Consider the following 15,391-nt stretch of genomic DNA (forward strand, 5'->3'; position numbering starts at 1 on the left):
GGCTGGGCCTTGAGTTTGCAAGCGGGCGGAAGGCCCCGGGAGCATGGGGCCCGGGGCACGCCGTGATGCCTGTCTCAGCGCTCGCCGGCCACCTGGGCGGGGGGGAAATGGCAGGTGAAGGTGCTGCCGTGGTTGAGCACGGAGCTGATGTCCAGGCGGGCGCGGTGGCGGATCAGCACGTGCTTGACGATGGCCAGGCCCAGGCCGGTGCCGCCGGTGTTGCTGGCGCGGCTGGAGTCGACCCGGTAGAAGCGCTCGGTCAGGCGCGGCAGGTGCTTGGCTTCGATGCCGATGCCGGAGTCCTGCACGGCCAGGTGCGCGCCCAGTTCGTCGCCCCACCAGCGGATGCGGATGTCGCCGCCGTCGGGGGTGTACTTCACGGCGTTGAACACCAGGTTGGAGAAGGCGCTGCGCAGTTCGGCCTCGCTGCCACGCAGGCGCACGCCGGCGTCGGCCTCCAGTTCGATGCGGTGCTGGCGGCTGCCGGACAGGGCGAGGGCGTCGTGGCGGATGCTCTGCAGCAGGGCCTCGACCTCCACCGGCTGGTTGTCGGAGGGGTAGTCGGTGGCTTCCAGCTTGGCCAGCAGCAGCAGGTCGTTGAGCAGGTTCTGCATGCGCCCGGCCTGCTGGTGCATCTGTTGCAGGGCGCGGCCCCAGCGCGGGTTCACGTCGTCGACGTTGTCCAGCAGGGTCTCCAGGTAGCCGGCGATCACCGTCAGCGGGGTGCGCAGCTCGTGGGAGACGTTGGCGACGAAGTCCTTGCGCATCTGCTCCAACTGGTGGAGCCGGGTGATGTCGCGCACCAGCATCAGGTGCTCGCGGTTGCCGTACTGGGTGATGTGGAACTGCAGGCGCAGGCGGTCGTTGACCGGTGAGGGCAGTTCGAGGGCCTCGCGGTAGTTCTCCTGCTCGAAGTACTCCTTGAAGCGCGGGTGGCGCACCAGGTTGGTGACCGGCTGGCCGCTGTCCTGGGGGGTCTTGAGGCCCAGCAGGTTTTCGGCGGCGCGGTTCCACCAGTCGAGGTTGCCCTCGCTGTCGAGCATCACCACGGCGTCCTTGAGGGCGGCGGTGGACTCCTGCACGCGGTCGATCACCGCCTGCAGGCGCCCGCGCACGCGCTGGTCGCGGCGTTGCAGGTGGTAGATGCTGTCGAACACTTCGCCCCACAGGCCGTAGCCGTCCGGCGGCGGCTCGTCGGGTTTGTGCTCCTTGAGCCATTTGTGCAGGCGCAGCAGCTGGCTGAGGGTCCAGCCGAGGTAGGCGCCCAGGCCGATGGCCAGGGCCCAGCCGTATTCACCGGAGATGAAGCCGGCGAGGAGGCAGGCACCGAGCAGGAGGATCAAACGGCGGATTACGGCACGGCGCCAGTCCTGGTTCAACGGTCGCGTCCTTGTACGGCGAGGGCTCTAGCCCTTGGTGGAGAAACGATAACCGGTGCCGCGCACCGTCTGCACCAGGTTCTCGTAGGCGTCGCCCAGGGCCTTGCGCAGGCGGCGGATGTGCACGTCCACGGTGCGTTCCTCGACGTAGACGTTGCCACCCCAGACCTGGTCCAGCAGCTGGCCGCGGGTGTAGGCGCGCTCCTGGTGGGTCATGAAGAACTGCAGCAGGCGGTATTCGGTGGGGCCCATCTCGGCCGGCTTGCCGTCGATGGTGACGCGGTGGCTGATGGGGTCCAGCAGCAGGCCGCCGATCTCGATGGGGGCTTCGCTGTCGGTGGGGCCGGCGCGGCGCAGCACGGCCTTGAGGCGGGCCACCAGTTCGCGGGGCGAGAAGGGCTTGGTGATGTAGTCGTCGGCGCCGACTTCCAGGCCCTGGATCTTGTTGTCCTCCTCACCCTTGGCGGTGAGCATGATGATCGGGATGTCGCTGGTCAGGTCGTCGCGCTTCAGGCGCCGCGCCAGTTCGATGCCGGAGGTGCCGGGGAGCATCCAGTCCAGCAGGATCAGGTCGGGCTTGCGGTCGATGATGCTGGCGTGGGCCTGCTGGGTGTTCTCCGCCTCCAGGCACTCGTAGCCGGCCATTTCCAGGGCCACCGCGATCATTTCGCGGATCGGTGCTTCGTCGTCGACGATCAGGATGTTCTTGCCAACCATGTATCCGCCTCGGGTCGCTGGTTCTGAGGGTTTGCGCGCATTAGATAACGGAATTATTGCAGTGATATGACACGGCCGTGGCGGAGACGACGGCCGTGCCGGGCGCGTGCTCAGCGCAGGGCGTAGTCGGCCACCACGCCGATGAAGATCGCCAGCCCCGCCCAGTGGTTGTGCAGGAAGGCCTTGAAGCAGGCCTGCGGGTCGCGGTCGCGGGTGCTGTGGAATTCCCAGGCGAAGCAGGCCAGGGCACCGAGCAGGCCGAGGTGGAAGTACAGGCCCAGTTCGAAGCGGCTGCCGGCCAGCAGCAGACACAGCAGGGCGAGGCCCTGGAGGGTGGCGATGATCACCCGGTCGGCGTCGCCGAAGAGGATGGCGGTGGACTTGATGCCGATCTTCAGGTCGTCCTCGCGGTCGGTCATGGCGTAGTAGGTGTCGTAGGCCACGGTCCACAGCAGGTTGGCGATGTAGATCAGCCAGGCGGTGGCCGGCAGTTCGCCGGTGGCGGCGGTGAAGGCCATGGGGATGCCCCAGGAGTAGGCGGCGCCCAGCACCACCTGGGGGTAGAAGGTGTAGCGCTTCATGAAGGGGTAGCAGGCGGCCAGGGCCACGGCGCCGAAGGACAGCCAGACGGTGGTGGCGTTGGTCAGCAGCACCAGGCCGAAGGCGATGGCCAGCAGCACGGCGAAGAACACCAGGGCTTCCTTCGGGCGGATGGCGCCGGTGGCCAGGGGGCGGGCGTGGGTGCGGGCGACGTGGCCGTCGAAGTTGCGGTCGGCATAGTCGTTGATGGCGCAGCCGGCGGCGCGCATGACGGCGACGCCGAGGACGAAGACCAGCACGTTCTTCAGGCTGGGGTGGCCGTCGGCGGCGATCCACACGGCCCAGAGGGTGGGCCAGAGCAGCAGGTAGACGCCGATGGGACGGTCGAGCCGGGCGAGCTGGACGAAGTCCCAGGCACGCGGGTGCAGGCGGTTGAGCGATCGCAGGAACTGGATGTACATCGGGGGCCTCCGCTGGACGTGCGGCGGATTATACGGCCTCGATTCCGGCCTGCCGCCACAGCGTGGGGAGGAATATCTCGGCCACCAGCACGCCCAGCCCGTCGCGGCGGAAGCAGGAGCGGCGGCCCCAGAGGCGTTCCTCGCGCACGTCGGCCGGTAGCAGCGACGCCGGGTAGCGGGTGACTTCGATGGCGCCGCGGGTGAAGGCGCGGTCGCTGAACAGCAGCTCGCCGAGGGAGCGGCCGCCGAGGTCGGCCAGGGCCAGGCCGGAGCCTTCCAGGGCCTTGCGGGCGGCGACGCTGCGGGCGAAGACCCAGGGTTCGCCATGGCCGCGCAGGTACACCTCGCGCACCCAGCCCTGGCTGCCGTCGGGCACGCCGAGGGCCTGGCATTCGTCGCTGCGCAGGACCTGCCAGGCTTCGTGGAGCGGGGTGACGCTGAAGGCGCCCTGGGCCTGTGCGGTGAGGCGGCGGGTCAGCGAACCCTGGTCGAACAGCCAGTCGCGCACCTCGGCAGCGGGCGCGGGGTGCAGCTGCTGGGCGCTGAGCCAGCGGGGCGGGTGGACGAGGACGGCGTTCGACACGGTGGACCTGCGGGGGGCTTGGGCGGCGCGGGAGTGTAGCACGCAGCCCGGCGCGCTCCGGACGGGCCCGGTTGTCACAGGGCGGTGGTCGGCGGGCGTCTTGGCGCTGCCCGGCGATTGGGTTAGGTTGCGCGCGCAACCGTGAGTTTCCCGAGGCAGATATGAAGAAATGGCAATGCGTGGTCTGCGGACTGATCTATGACGAAGCCCAGGGCTGGCCGGACGACGGCATCGCCCCCGGTACCCGCTGGGAAGACGTGCCGGCCGACTGGCTGTGCCCGGATTGCGGCGTGGGCAAGCTGGACTTCGAGATGATCGAGATCGGCTGATCCTCCCGGGCCCCCGCGTTCTGCGTGGGGCCCTGTTTCTCTCCTTCCCCGTTCCTGAACCCCCTGGTCACGCCCCAACCTCCGTCGGGGCGCGCGGCTGCCTGCTTGGCGAGCGCGGGCGGTTTGGAGTAGGTTCGGCCGATCGTTCCCGCTGGGGTGGAGGTGCGTATGCGCAAGTGGCAATGCGTGGTGTGCGGCTTCATTTACGACGAGGCCCTGGGGCTGCCCGAGGAGGGCATCGCCCCCGGTACGCGCTGGGAGGACGTCCCGGCGGATTGGGTCTGCCCTGATTGCGGGGTGGGCAAGGTGGACTTCGAGATGATCGAGATCCGCTGAGTCCTGGTGGTTTTCTGAGCGACGGCCTGCGGGCCGTCGCGTCGTTTTTCGTCCTAGGAGTGAGTGATGAGTGCACCTGTGGTGATCGTCGGGACCGGCCTGGCCGGCTACAACCTGGCCAAGGAGTTTCGCAAGCTGGACGGCGAGACGCCGCTGTTGCTGATCAGTGCCGACGACGGCCGCTCCTATTCCAAGCCGATGCTGTCCACCGGCTTTGGCAAGAACAAGGACGCCGACGGCCTGGCGATGGCCGAGGCCGGCGCCATGGCCGAGCAGCTGAAGGCGGAGATCCGCACCCACACCCGCATCACCGGCATCGACCCGGGGCACCGGCAGATCTGGATCGGCGAGGAAGCCGTGGCCTACCGCGACCTGGTGCTGGCCTGGGGCGCCGAGGTGATCCGCGTGCCGGTGGAGGGCGATGCGGGGGACGCGGTGTTCCCCATCAATGACCTGGAAGACTATGCGCGCTTCCGCGCGGCAGCCGCCGGCAAGCGCCGGGTGCTGATCCTCGGCGCCGGGCTGATCGGCTGCGAGTTCGCCAACGACCTGACCCTGGGTGGCTACGAGGTGGAAGTCGTTGCCCCCTGCGAGCAGGTCATGCCCGGCCTGCTCCACCCGGCGGCGGCCGGCGCCGTGCAGGCGGGGCTGGAGGCCATCGGCGCGCGCTTCCATCTGGGGCCGGTGCTGGCCAGCCTGAACCACGCCGGCGAGGCGCTGGAGGCGCACCTCTCCGACGGCACCCACCTCAGCTGCGACCTGGTGGTCTCCGCCGTGGGCCTGCGTCCGCGCACCGCCCTGGCGGCGGCGGCGGGCCTGGACGTGAACCGCGGTGTGGTGGTGGACCGCGAGCTGCGCACCTCCCACGCGAACATCTACGCGCTGGGGGATTGCGCGGAAGTGGACGGCATCAACCTGCTCTACGTGATGCCGCTGATGGCCAGCGCCCGGGCCCTGGCGCAGACCCTGGCCGGCACGCCGACGGCGGTCAGCTACGGGCCGATGCCGGTGACGGTGAAGACCCCGGCCTGCCCGCTGGTGGTCTCGCCGCCGCCCCGTGGCCTGGACGGCGAATGGACGGTGGAAGGGGCCGGCGCGGACATCAAGGCGCTCTGCCGCGATGCATCCGGGCGCCTGCTGGGCTATGCGCTCACCGGTGCGGCGGTGCAGGAGAAGCTCGCGCTGAACCGTGAACTGCCGCCGGTCTTGGCATGAACGGCCGGCCTTCTGTCGGATCCGCCCTCGGCTTGTAGGTCAAAACTGTCGGACAACACTGGCGCGGGCCTTTGTGGCATGCCATCCTCCCCGAGGTCTGCCGCAGCGCAGAGCTGTTGCGGCGCCTTGGGCGCTGTTCTGGATGAACAGCACGGACACAAAAACAACAAACCGTCACAGAGGCATCTATGCGTAAACCGGAACTCGCCGCCGCCATCGCCGAGAAGGCCGATCTCACCAAGGATCAGGCCAATCGTGTTCTCAACGCCGTTCTCGAAGAAATCACCAACGCGCTGCACCGCAAGGACAGCGTGACCCTGGTCGGTTTCGGCACCTTCGTGCAGCGCCACCGTGGTGCTCGCACCGGCAAGAACCCGCAGACCGGCCAACCGGTCAAGATCAAGGCCAGCAACACCGTGGCCTTCAAGCCGGGCAAATCCCTCAGGGACTCGATCAACTAAGGACAGTGTTCCCGGGGCCCCCAGCCGGCCCCGGGAGCGTTTCAACCCATCTCCAGGCTGGGCTGTAGTCCCGCTCGCAAACCGCTACAATGCGCGCCCGTTCCCCTTCCGACCGAGGCGCTCGCCGATGAAATTCCGACTCCTGCTCTGGGTCCTGGGCCGCATGATGGCCAAGGCCAGCCGTGACAATGCCGCCTTCCGCGAGCAACTGGCCGGCAAGGACCTGGTGTTCCAGCTGCACACCCTCGATGGCAAGGTGGCCCGTCATTTCGTGGTCAAGGACCAGCGCGTCACCAGCAAGCGCGGCGTGGCGGCTTCGCCGGCTTTCGCCATCGGCTTCAAGGATGGTGCCTACGGGTTCGCCACCATGAACGCCAAGAACAAGCAACTGGCCTTCATGCAGGGCATCCAGAACAAGGACATCCAGATCCAGGGCAACCCGGCGCTGGTGCTGTGGTTCCAGGGCCTGACCAAGCACCTGGTGCCGAAGAAGAAACCCGCCGACAAGCAGGCGGCCTGAGCCCCTCCGCTGGTGAGCCTCCAGGCGTTTCGCTAGGCTGAACAGGCGCGTTCCGCGAGGCGCGCGCCCGCGTCGTCCTGATGGAAGCCTGCCCATGCGAGTCCTGATCGCCCTGCCCCTGCTGCTCGCCAGCGCCGCTGCCTTCGCAGCCCCCACCCCCCCTGCACCCGCCCAGCTGGACCGTGCCTTCGAGCTGGCCGGCGTGCGCCTGCTCTGCGAGCAGAGCGGCACGCTGTTGCAGCGGGGTGCCCCCGAGTCTTATCAGAAGCAGCTGGCCAGCGCCTTTGCCGCCGAGGCGGTGTGCGCCGACCTGGCGGCGGCCGTGGCCCCTCGGCTGGAGGCGGCGCAGCTGGCCGAGGTCGAGCAGGCGCTGGACAGCGAGCTGGCCCGGCGTTTCACCGCCGCCGAGCGCGAGGTGGACGACGGGCTGGTGGACTACCGCAAGCAACTGGCCGACAAGCCGCCCCGGGCCGACCGCGTGGAGCTGGTGCACCGCCTGGACCGCGCGGCCCGCACCACCGACCTGGCGGCCCTGCTGCGCTACGAGGTGGGCAAGACCCTGGCGCTGCTCAGCCTGCGCCAGCGAGGCGAGCGCATCAGCGAGCCGGCCCTGACCCAGCAGACCGCCCAGCAGGCCGAGGGCATCCACGCCAGCAGTGCCCAGGCGGTGGAGTCCTTCATGCTCTATGCCTACCGGCAGATGCCCAGCGAGCAGGTCCAGGCCTATGCCGAACTCTACGAGCGGCCGGCCGTGAAGCGCCTGCTGGATGCGAGCCTGGAGGCCCTGCCCGGGGTCTTCGCCAAACGCCGGGCGCTGCTCAAGTAGCCGGCGGCTTCGCGCGCAACAAAAAGGGCCCCGAGGGGCCCTTTTTCGTGACGCGCATGACTCAGTGGTTGAACTGGGAGGCCAGCTCGCGCAGCGCGGCTTCGGCTTCGAGCACCTTGTTCACGGCGTCGTCGGCCTTCTCCCGGGACAGGCCCAGGCGCTCGAACAGCTCGTCCGGCAGGGCGATCTGGGGGCCCATGCCGATGCCCCGCTGGCGCAGCAGGCCGACGGCCAGGGTCACCAGGTTAGGGTAGGCGTGGTTGGCGCCGTCGTAGTTCGGGTCGTGCTGGAAGCGCAGGGCGGCGGAGAGCTCCTCGGGCATGTCCCAGAAGCGCATCAGCCAGCTGCCGATCTGTTCGCGGGTGATGCCCAGCAGGTGCTGCTCGATGTAGCTGTGGGGCAGGTGCGGGTTCACTTCCAGGTGCCGGCAGATCAGCGAGAAGTGCGGCGGGAAGACGTGGGCCAGGACCAGGTAGCCGAAGTTGTGCAGCAGGCCGCCGAGGTAGGTGAGGCCGGCCTCCGGGCGCTGGGCGCGGGGGATGGCGCGGGTCAGGCCTTCGATCACGGCGGCGGTGTAGACCGCCTGCTGCCAGTAGGGCGTGGCCTGCTGGGGCTGGTCCTTGGGCAGGCTCAGGGTCTTGCCCAGGGCCAGGCCGAGGGCCAGGTTGATCACCAGGTCGAAGCCCAGCACGCGGACGATGGCGTCCTCCACCGAGCGGATCTTGCCCGGCGCGGCGTAGTACGGCGAGGCGGCCCAGCTCACCACCTGGGCGGCCAGGGCCGGGTCGGTCTCCACCACGCCGGTGATGTCGTCGACGGTGGCGTTGGGGTCGACCCGCAGCTTGATGATCTTCTGCGCGGTTTCCGGCAGCGGCGGGATCTCGATGGTTTCCTCGAGGCGCTGCTGGATGCGTCGGGCGGTGAAGGCCTGGACGGCCTGGCTGATCTCGGCGCGGTCGTCGTCCGGGCGGTCGAGGTTCAGGCGGATGCCCTCCAGCGGCTCGCCGAAGCGGGCGGCGCTGGCCTTGCTGAGCAGCTGGCGGTACTGCTCGGTGGGGATCTCCAGCACCAGGCCGGTGTGCCCGGAGTCGATCAGCAGCGAGGGTTCCTGCAGCAGGCGCTCGTCGTACAGGCACGGCGAGCTGGTCAGCGGCGGCAGGGCCGGCAGGGTGTTCAGGTCGTGCTTGCCGAGCATGCGCTCGAAGCGCTCGGGCTTGATGGTGACCAGCTTGCGGCCGGTGAGCTCGGCGAGGCGGTTCAGGTCCAGCAGCTGGCTGCGCGGGTAGAGTACCAGCAGGGCGCCGACGGCATCCTCCAGCAGCACCGCCTGGACCCGGCGCTCGGCCGGCAGGTCGGGCGTGTCGGCGCGGACCTGGCTGGCGATGCCCAGCTTGTCCAGCAGTTGCAGGATCACGTCGGGTGCGTGGGGTTCCTGGTCCGGGGCGAATGCGACTTCGGTCATGGCGTTATCCGGCTTCAAAGCGACTGCCCGGAGTATAACGAGCAGCCATCAGGACTGATGGGTCAGGCGACCGGCGCACTGTGCGCTGGATCACACTTGCCCGTATTGCTGGCCGTGTCTCAGCCAGCGCTCCAACAACGGACTCACATGCTGCGGCCAGCGTTCCATCAAGGCCTGGGCGGCGTCGCGCACGGCCGGCAGCAGGCCGGCATCGCGCATCAGGTCGGCCACCTTGAACTGCAGCAGACCGGTCTGGCGGGTGCCGAGCATCTCGCCGGGGCCGCGCAGTTCCAGGTCCTTCTCGGCGATGACGAAGCCGTCGCAGGTCTCGCGCATGATGCCCAGGCGCTCGCGGCCCAGCTGCGACAGCGGCGGGTGGTAGAGCAGCACGCAGTGGCTGGCGGCGCTGCCCCGGCCGACGCGCCCGCGCAGCTGGTGCAGCTGGGCCAGGCCGAGGCGCTCGGGGTTCTCGATGATCATCAGGCTGGCGTTGGGCACGTCGACGCCCACCTCGATCACGGTGGTGGCCACCAGCAGCTGCAGTTCGCCGCGTTTGAAGGCGTCCATCACGGCGGCCTTCTCGGGGGCTTTCATGCGCCCGTGGATCAGGCCGACGCGCAGGTCGCCGAGGGCCAGGGAGAGCTCCTCGTAGGTGGTCTCGGCGGCCTGGCAGGTCAGCTCCTCGGACTCCTCGATCAGGGTGCAGACCCAGTAGGCCTGGCGCCCTTCATGGCAGGCGGCGCGTACGCGCTCGATGACTTCCTCGCGGCGGTTGTCGGCCACCAGCACGGTGTTCACCGGCGTCCGCCCGGGGGGCAGTTCGTCGAGGATGGAGGTGTCCAGGTCGGCGTAGGCGCTCATGGCCAGGGTCCGCGGGATGGGAGTGGCGGTCATGATCAGCTGGTGCGGGCTGAGGCGGCCGTCGATGCCCTTGCGGCGCAGGGCCAGGCGCTGCTGTACGCCGAAGCGGTGCTGTTCGTCGATGATCACCAGGGCCAGGCGGCGGTAGGTCACTTCGTCCTGGAACAGCGCGTGGGTGCCGACCACCATCGGGGCGCCGGCAGCGATGCGTTCGAGGGCGGCGGCACGGGCCTTGCCCTTGAGCTTGCCGGCGAGCCAGGCGACTTCGATGCCCAGCGGTTCCAGCCATTTGCTGAAGTTGAGGTAGTGCTGCTCGGCGAGGATCTCGGTGGGGGCCATCAGCGCCACCTGGTAGCCGGCCTCCAGGGCCTGCAGGGCGGCCAGGGCGGCGACCACGGTCTTGCCGGCGCCGACGTCGCCCTGCACCAGGCGCAGCATCGGCTCGGGCTGGGCGAGGTCGTAGGCGATCTCGGCAGCGACGCGCTGCTGGGCACCGGTGGGCTGGAAGCCCAGGTTGGCCAGGTAGCGACGGGGCAGGTCCTTCGCCGGGGGCAACTGTGGTGCGGCCTGGGCCCGTTGCTGTTCGCGCAGGCGTTGCAGGGACAGCTGGTGGGTAAGCAGTTCCTCGAAGGCGAGGCGGTGCTGGGCCCAGTGGCGGCCTTCGGCGAGCTCTTCGAGGTCGGCATCCGGCGGCGGCCGGTGCAGGTAGCGGATGGCTTCGTCCAGCGGGCCGAGGCGGTAGTCGCGCGCCAGTTCGTCCGGCAGCCAGTCGGGCAGGCTGTGGGGGCCGAGGCGTGCCAGGGCGAGCTGGCTGAGGTTGCGCAGGCGTTGCTGGGTCAGCCCTTCGGTGGTCGGGTAGATGGGCGTCAGGGTCTGTTCCACCGGCGGCGGCTCGTCGCCGTTCAGGGCGCGGTACTCGGGGTGGTAGATCTCCAGGCCGGAGGCACCGGGGCGGACCTCGCCGTAGCAGCGCAGCTGGGTGCCACGCTTGAGGCCGTCCCGCTGGGCGTTGCTGAAGTGGTAGAAGCGCAGGCTCAGCGAGCCGCTGCCGTCATGCAGGCGCACCAGCAGGCTGCGGCGCTTGCCCATGACCACGTCGGCGCCGGTCACCTGGCCTTCGATCACGGCATCCTGGCCGGGGCGCAGGGCGCCGATGGGCACCACGCGGGTGCGGTCCTGGTAGCGCAGCGGCAGGTGGAAGAGGATGTCCTGGAGGTTCTCCAGGCCGACCCGGGCGAGCTTTTCGGCCAGCGCCTCGCCCACCCCCTTGAGCGCGGTGACCGGGACCTGTGCCAGTTCGGTCATGTGGCGCTGGGTTCGCCTTCAGCCTGGGGGCGGGCGACCGAGCAGAGGCGGATGGAGTCGGCCAGCACTTCGATGGCGCGGGGGCGCGGGAAGCTGGCGCGCCAGGCGATGGCCACGGTGCGGAACGGTACCGGCGGGGTCAGCGGGCGGACCTCGATGACGCCGGGGGCGTAGTGGTGGCTGTCGACGGCGGAGAACGGCAGGATCGAGACGCCCAGGCCGGAGGCGACCATGTGGCGGATGGTCTCCAGGGAGCTGGATTCCACGGTGGTGTGGCGGGCGGTTTCCTCGCTGCCCTTGCGCAGGGTCGGGCAGGCTTCCAGCACCTGGTCGCGGAAGCAGTGGCCCTCGCCGAGCAGCAGCAGGCTCTTGTCGTTGAGCAGCTCGCTGTCGATGGTCTTCTTCGCCGTCCAGGGGTGGTCGGCGGGCAGCAGCACGTAGAAGGGCTCGTCGTAGAGCGGCTTGGTCAGCACGTCGGCCTCGGCGAACGGCAGGGCGATGATGATCGCGTCCAGCTCGCCGGTGCGCAGCTTGTCGCGCAGGACGTGGGTGAAGTTCTCTTCGATGTACAGCGGCATCTGCGGGGCGACCCGGTGCAGCTGGGGAATCAGGTGCGGGAACAGGTAGGGGCCGACGGTGTAGATGGCGCCGAGCTTGAGCGGGGCGGCCAGCTGGTTCTTGCCGGCCTGGGCCAACTCGCGGATGCCCTGGGCCTGTTCGAGGACCTTCTGGGCCTGGGTGACGATGCCCTCACCGACCGGCGTCAGGCGCACGGCGCTCTTGCTGCGCTCGAAGATCAGTACGCCCAGTTCGTCCTCGAGCTTCTTCACCCCGACGGAGAGGGTCGGCTGGCTCACGTGGCAACGTTCGGCGGCACGCCCGAAATGCTGTTCCTGGGCGAGGGTGACGATGTAGCGCAGTTCGGTGAGGGTCATAGCGATTTTCCATTGAAGAGGCGCAAGCATAGCGGCTGCAGTCAATGGAACCAACCGCTGTGCCGCCCCGGGCGGGGCGGCGGTCGCTCAGCGGCGATCCTTGCGCAGGGAGTAGACGAAGGGGGCCGTCACTTCCCGCGCGCCGTTGACCAGAATCTCCGGCGGCGGCGGGGGCAGCGGCTGGGCGCGGCGGATCATTTCCAGGGTGGCGCGGTCCAGCGAGGCGCTGCCGGACTTGCCGGTGAGGGTGTAGGCCAGGACCTTGCCTTCGGCGTCCACCGTGAAGCTCAGGCGGTTGACCCCTTCGATGTTGCGACGGCGGGCGTCCTCGGGGTAGCGCTTGTACTTGGCCAGGTGCGCCAGCAGCTTGCTCTGCCAGGTCTCGCGGGCTTGGGTCATGGCGCTGGCCATGCTCTCCTGCTGGGCGGCGGGCTTGGCGTCGCTGGGCGGTGCCGGCGGCGTGGGCGCGGCCACCTGCTCCTTGGGCGACTCCTGCTCCTGGGGCTTCTGCTCGGGCTTAGGCTCCGGGGGCTTGGGCTTCGGCGGTTTCGGCTTGGGTTTGGGCTTCGGCGCGATGGCGATGGTCGGCTTGGGCGCTTCGGCCAGCTTCGGCAACGGCTCGGGCTCCGGCTCCACCTGGGGCGGTGGCGGCGGGGCGGGCGGCGGCGTAGGGGCCGGCAGCGGTTCGAGCTGCACCATCATGGCCGGCGGCGGCAGCTCGATGGGCTCGGCGCTGACCTTCCAGAACAGGGCCCAGCAGAACAGGGCGACGTGCAGGCCGAGCACCACCAGCAGGCTGATGGCCCAGGACAGGTTTCGCTTTGCCTGGCTCATCTAGTTCCCGACCGTCTCGAGTCCCACCAGGCCGATCTTCAGGTAGCCGGCACCGCGCAGGGCGTCCATCACTTCCATCAGCCGGCCATAGTCCACCGCCTTGTCGCCACGGACGAAGATGGTCTTTTCCTTGTCGCCGCCGGTGCGCTGGTCGAGCACGGCAGCCAGTTGCGCCTGGTTCACCGGGTCGTTGTCCAGGAACAGGCTCTTGTCTTCCTTGATGCTCAGGTAGATGGGCTTGTCCGGGCGTGGCGCGGGCTTGGCGGTGGAGGCTGGCAGGTCGACCTTGATGTCCACCGTGGCCAGGGGCGCCGCGACCATGAAGATGATCAGCAGCACCAGCATGACGTCGATGAATGGGGTGACGTTGATCTCGTGGCTTTCCTGGAGATCGTCACCGCCTTCGTTCAGATGCAGTCCCATGGATCAGCCCACTTTGACCATGTGCGGGGCCGGTGCGCGGTCGGCCGGGGGGTGGTCCAGGTCACGGCTGACCAGCAGCAGGACCTGGGCGGAGGCGTCCGCGACCTGGGCCTTGTAGCCGGTAATGGAACGGGCGAAGACGTTGTAGATGACCACGGCGGGGATGGCCGCGACCAGGCCCATGGCGGTGGCCAGCAGGGCTTCGGCGATGCCGGGGGCGACAACGGCGAGGTTGGTGGTCTGGGATTTGGCGATGCCGATGAAGCTGTTCATGATGCCCCACACGGTGCCGAACAGGCCGACGAAGGGCGCGGTGGAGCCGATGGTGGCGAGCACGCCGGTGCCCATGCTCATCTTGCGGCCGCTGGCGGCGACGAGGCGCTCCAGGCGGAAGCTGACGCGTTCCTTGATGCCGTCCTTCTCGCGGGTGTTGGTCGAGAGCTTCAGCTCGTCGAGGGCGTCCTGCACCAGCACCTGGGACAGGTTGTTCGGGGCGGCGGTCTTGTCGGCGGCTTCCGGCAGGTTGCGCGCGGCCTTCAGGGCCACCAGCTCGCGGCGCAGGCGGCGCTTGGCACCGAGCAGCTCGATGCTCTTGGCCAGCCAGATGGTCCAGGTGAGGATCGAGGCGAGCACCAGGCCGATCATCACGCCTTTCACCACGATGTCGGCGTTCTGGTACATGCCCCAGGGCGACAGGTCGTGGGCCGGCAGGCCTTCTTCGACGGCTTCGGGCGCGGTGCCGGCCAGGGCGGCGGCGAGGTCGTTGCCCAGGCTCAGGCCCTGGTCGATGGCGGCGAGGGTCTTGTCGATCTCTTCCGGTGCCACGCCCTGTGCCTGCAGCGTCTGGCGGGCGGTGTCGCGGATCTGCTCCGGGGTGGCCTGGGGGCCGAGGGCCTGGAGCGTGCTCAGCAGTTCGGCGTTGGCCGGTGCGGCGGGCGCGCTGGCGATCGGCTGTGCACCTTCGGTCGGCGCGGTAGCGCTCGGCGTTGCGGCTGGCTGGGCGCTGGCCGTGGCGGCAGCTGGTGCAGTGGGCTCTTCGGCGAAGGCTGCGCCGGCGGGCAGCAGGGCCAGGCCGAACAGGAGCGCCGCCAGGGGGCGGGCGCGACGGGAAAGCAGAGCGGGCTGGGCGTTGGGTGCAATAGGTTTCATGGCCGGACCTGAAGGTTAATTGCGGTTTCGCCCGCCGTTGAGGAGCCGTCGCGGACAAAGGTGGAGCATTATTGCAAGTAATTCTTGTTTGTAAAAGTGATAATGTAACCCCTCCGTCGCGATCCGGACGGACGCGCGCGATTTCGCATCACCCCGCCCCAGCCCTTATTCTCAGCACTTTTACGGAGACGCTCCCATGTCCGAATCCCCGCTTTTGCTCATTGCCGGCTGTGGCGATGTAGGCAGCCGACTGGCCCTGAGGATGTTGGCTGAAGGCTGGTGGGTCCACGGCCTGCGGCGAAATGTCTCGGCGCTGCCGGCGGGCGTGCTGCCCATCGCGGGTGACCTGGAGCGCGCCGAGCGGCCGGTCGACTGGCCGACGGACGCGCTCGATGCGGTGGTGTTCTGCGTGGCGGCGAGCCGCCATGACGAGGAAGGCTACCGCGCGGCCTACGTCGAGGGCCTGCGCCACGTGCTGGCCTGGTTGCGCGAGAGCGGGCAGCAGCCCCGGCGCCTGCTGTTCGTCTCCAGCAGCGGTGTCTACGGGCAGCGCGATGGCGAGTGGATCGACGAAGACGCCCCCGCCGAGGCGGATGGCTATTCGGGTCGCGTCATGCGCGAGGCCGAGCAGCTGGCGCTGGACAGCGGCCTGCCGGCCACTCTGGTGCGCCTGACCGGGCTCTACGGGCCGGGCCGCGAGTGGCTGCTGAACCAGGTGCGCATGGGCTACCGGGTGGCGAGCGAGCCGCCGCTCTACGGCAACCGCATTCATGTGGACGATGCCGCCGGCCTGCTGGCCCACCTGCTGCGTGTTGAACAGGCCGGGACGCCGCTGGCGCCCTGCTACCTGGGTGTGGACGATGCGCCGGCACCGCTTGATGAGGTGGTGGCCTGGCTGCGCGAGCGCCTGGGGGTGACGCACTGGTCGGAGTCCTCCACCGTGCGCCGGGCCGGCAGCAAGCGCTGCAGCAATGCCCGGGCCCGGGCGCTGGGTTGGGAGCCGCAGTACCCCAGCTTCCGCGAGGGCTACGCGGCGATCCTCAAGGACGCCTGAG

The 15,391-nt window shown here is 69.3% G+C and carries 17 protein-coding genes; 7 read left to right on the forward strand and 10 right to left on the reverse strand.

Annotated features, from left to right (window positions below; genetic code table 11):
- Window positions 1-74: 74 nt before the first annotated feature.
- The 4 genes from phoR to RTK35_RS07435 form a co-directional block, all read right to left on the reverse strand.
- Entirely contained in the window at window positions 75-1,379 is a 1,305-nt protein-coding gene (gene phoR / locus RTK35_RS07420; RefSeq protein ID WP_044401457.1) for a phosphate regulon sensor histidine kinase PhoR, read from the reverse strand.
- 27 nt (window positions 1,380-1,406) lie between these two features.
- Window positions 1,407-2,096: a phosphate regulon transcriptional regulator PhoB gene (phoB, locus tag RTK35_RS07425; RefSeq protein ID WP_044401460.1), complete on the reverse strand. Its 690-nt coding sequence runs from the start codon at window positions 2,094-2,096 to the stop codon at window positions 1,407-1,409.
- Between the two features lie 110 nt (window positions 2,097-2,206).
- Entirely contained in the window at window positions 2,207-3,097 is an 891-nt protein-coding gene (ubiA, locus tag RTK35_RS07430) for a 4-hydroxybenzoate octaprenyltransferase (protein WP_044401463.1), read from the reverse strand.
- A gap of 28 nt (window positions 3,098-3,125) precedes the next feature.
- Window positions 3,126-3,680, reverse strand: coding sequence for a chorismate--pyruvate lyase family protein (locus RTK35_RS07435; protein ID WP_074966928.1), 555 nt, complete (start codon window positions 3,678-3,680; stop codon window positions 3,126-3,128).
- 161 nt (window positions 3,681-3,841) lie between these two features.
- On the opposite strand from RTK35_RS07435, the gene RTK35_RS07440 reads away from it, so the two are divergent.
- The 6 genes from RTK35_RS07440 (at window position 3,842) to RTK35_RS07465 (ending at window position 7,367) form a co-directional block, all read left to right on the forward strand.
- Window positions 3,842-4,009 (forward strand): rubredoxin, encoded by a 168-nt coding sequence (locus RTK35_RS07440; protein ID WP_044401468.1) that lies wholly within the window; start codon window positions 3,842-3,844, stop codon window positions 4,007-4,009.
- Between the two features lie 168 nt (window positions 4,010-4,177).
- A complete protein-coding gene (locus RTK35_RS07445) occupies window positions 4,178-4,345 on the forward strand; it encodes a rubredoxin (RefSeq protein ID WP_044401471.1) in 168 nt (55 codons plus the stop codon).
- A gap of 66 nt (window positions 4,346-4,411) precedes the next feature.
- Window positions 4,412-5,560 carry an NAD(P)/FAD-dependent oxidoreductase gene (locus RTK35_RS07450; RefSeq protein WP_044401474.1) on the forward strand — a complete coding sequence of 383 codons (1,149 nt, stop codon included), beginning with the start codon at window positions 4,412-4,414 and terminating at the stop codon, window positions 5,558-5,560.
- Window positions 5,561-5,748: 188 nt separating this feature from the next.
- Window positions 5,749-6,021, forward strand: coding sequence for an HU family DNA-binding protein (locus RTK35_RS07455; RefSeq protein WP_044401477.1), 273 nt, complete (start codon window positions 5,749-5,751; stop codon window positions 6,019-6,021).
- Between the two features lie 127 nt (window positions 6,022-6,148).
- Window positions 6,149-6,541 (forward strand): helicase, encoded by a 393-nt coding sequence (locus RTK35_RS07460; RefSeq protein ID WP_142013093.1) that lies wholly within the window; start codon window positions 6,149-6,151, stop codon window positions 6,539-6,541.
- A 94-nt stretch (window positions 6,542-6,635) separates the two neighbouring features.
- On the forward strand, window positions 6,636-7,367 hold the full coding sequence (locus RTK35_RS07465; RefSeq protein WP_316907715.1) for a hypothetical protein: 732 nt from the start codon (window positions 6,636-6,638) through the stop codon (window positions 7,365-7,367).
- A gap of 61 nt (window positions 7,368-7,428) precedes the next feature.
- On the opposite strand, the gene RTK35_RS07470 is transcribed toward RTK35_RS07465, so the two are convergent.
- The 6 genes from RTK35_RS07470 to exbB all read right to left on the reverse strand — a co-directional run bounded on the left by RTK35_RS07470 (window position 7,429) and on the right by exbB (window position 14,336).
- Window positions 7,429-8,829 carry an aminoacyl-tRNA deacylase and HDOD domain-containing protein gene (locus tag RTK35_RS07470; protein ID WP_044401486.1) on the reverse strand — a complete coding sequence of 467 codons (1,401 nt, stop codon included), beginning with the start codon at window positions 8,827-8,829 and terminating at the stop codon, window positions 7,429-7,431.
- Between the two features lie 90 nt (window positions 8,830-8,919).
- On the reverse strand, window positions 8,920-10,995 hold the full coding sequence (gene recG, locus RTK35_RS07475) for an ATP-dependent DNA helicase RecG (RefSeq protein ID WP_316907716.1): 2,076 nt from the start codon (window positions 10,993-10,995) through the stop codon (window positions 8,920-8,922).
- Window positions 10,992-11,930 (reverse strand): hydrogen peroxide-inducible genes activator, encoded by a 939-nt coding sequence (locus tag RTK35_RS07480; RefSeq protein WP_044401492.1) that lies wholly within the window; start codon window positions 11,928-11,930, stop codon window positions 10,992-10,994. Before RTK35_RS07480 ends, recG begins: the two co-directional genes overlap by 4 nt.
- An 87-nt stretch (window positions 11,931-12,017) precedes the next feature.
- Window positions 12,018-12,764 (reverse strand): energy transducer TonB, encoded by a 747-nt coding sequence (locus RTK35_RS07485; protein WP_142013086.1) that lies wholly within the window; start codon window positions 12,762-12,764, stop codon window positions 12,018-12,020.
- Window positions 12,765-13,187, reverse strand: a complete 423-nt coding sequence (exbD, locus tag RTK35_RS07490; protein ID WP_044400642.1) for a TonB system transport protein ExbD — start codon at window positions 13,185-13,187, stop codon at window positions 12,765-12,767. It abuts the gene before it with no gap.
- A 3-nt stretch (window positions 13,188-13,190) separates the two neighbouring features.
- Entirely contained in the window at window positions 13,191-14,336 is a 1,146-nt protein-coding gene (gene exbB, locus RTK35_RS07495; protein WP_253122029.1) for a tonB-system energizer ExbB, read from the reverse strand.
- A gap of 196 nt (window positions 14,337-14,532) precedes the next feature.
- Between exbB and RTK35_RS07500 the strand changes: the two genes are divergently transcribed.
- Entirely contained in the window at window positions 14,533-15,390 is an 858-nt protein-coding gene (locus RTK35_RS07500; RefSeq protein WP_316907717.1) for an NAD-dependent epimerase/dehydratase family protein, read from the forward strand.
- Window position 15,391 lies beyond the last annotated feature (1 nt).

The organism is Pseudomonas sp. zfem003 (genome assembly GCF_032621675.1).
Lineage (GTDB): Bacteria > Pseudomonadota > Gammaproteobacteria > Pseudomonadales > Pseudomonadaceae > Metapseudomonas > Metapseudomonas otitidis.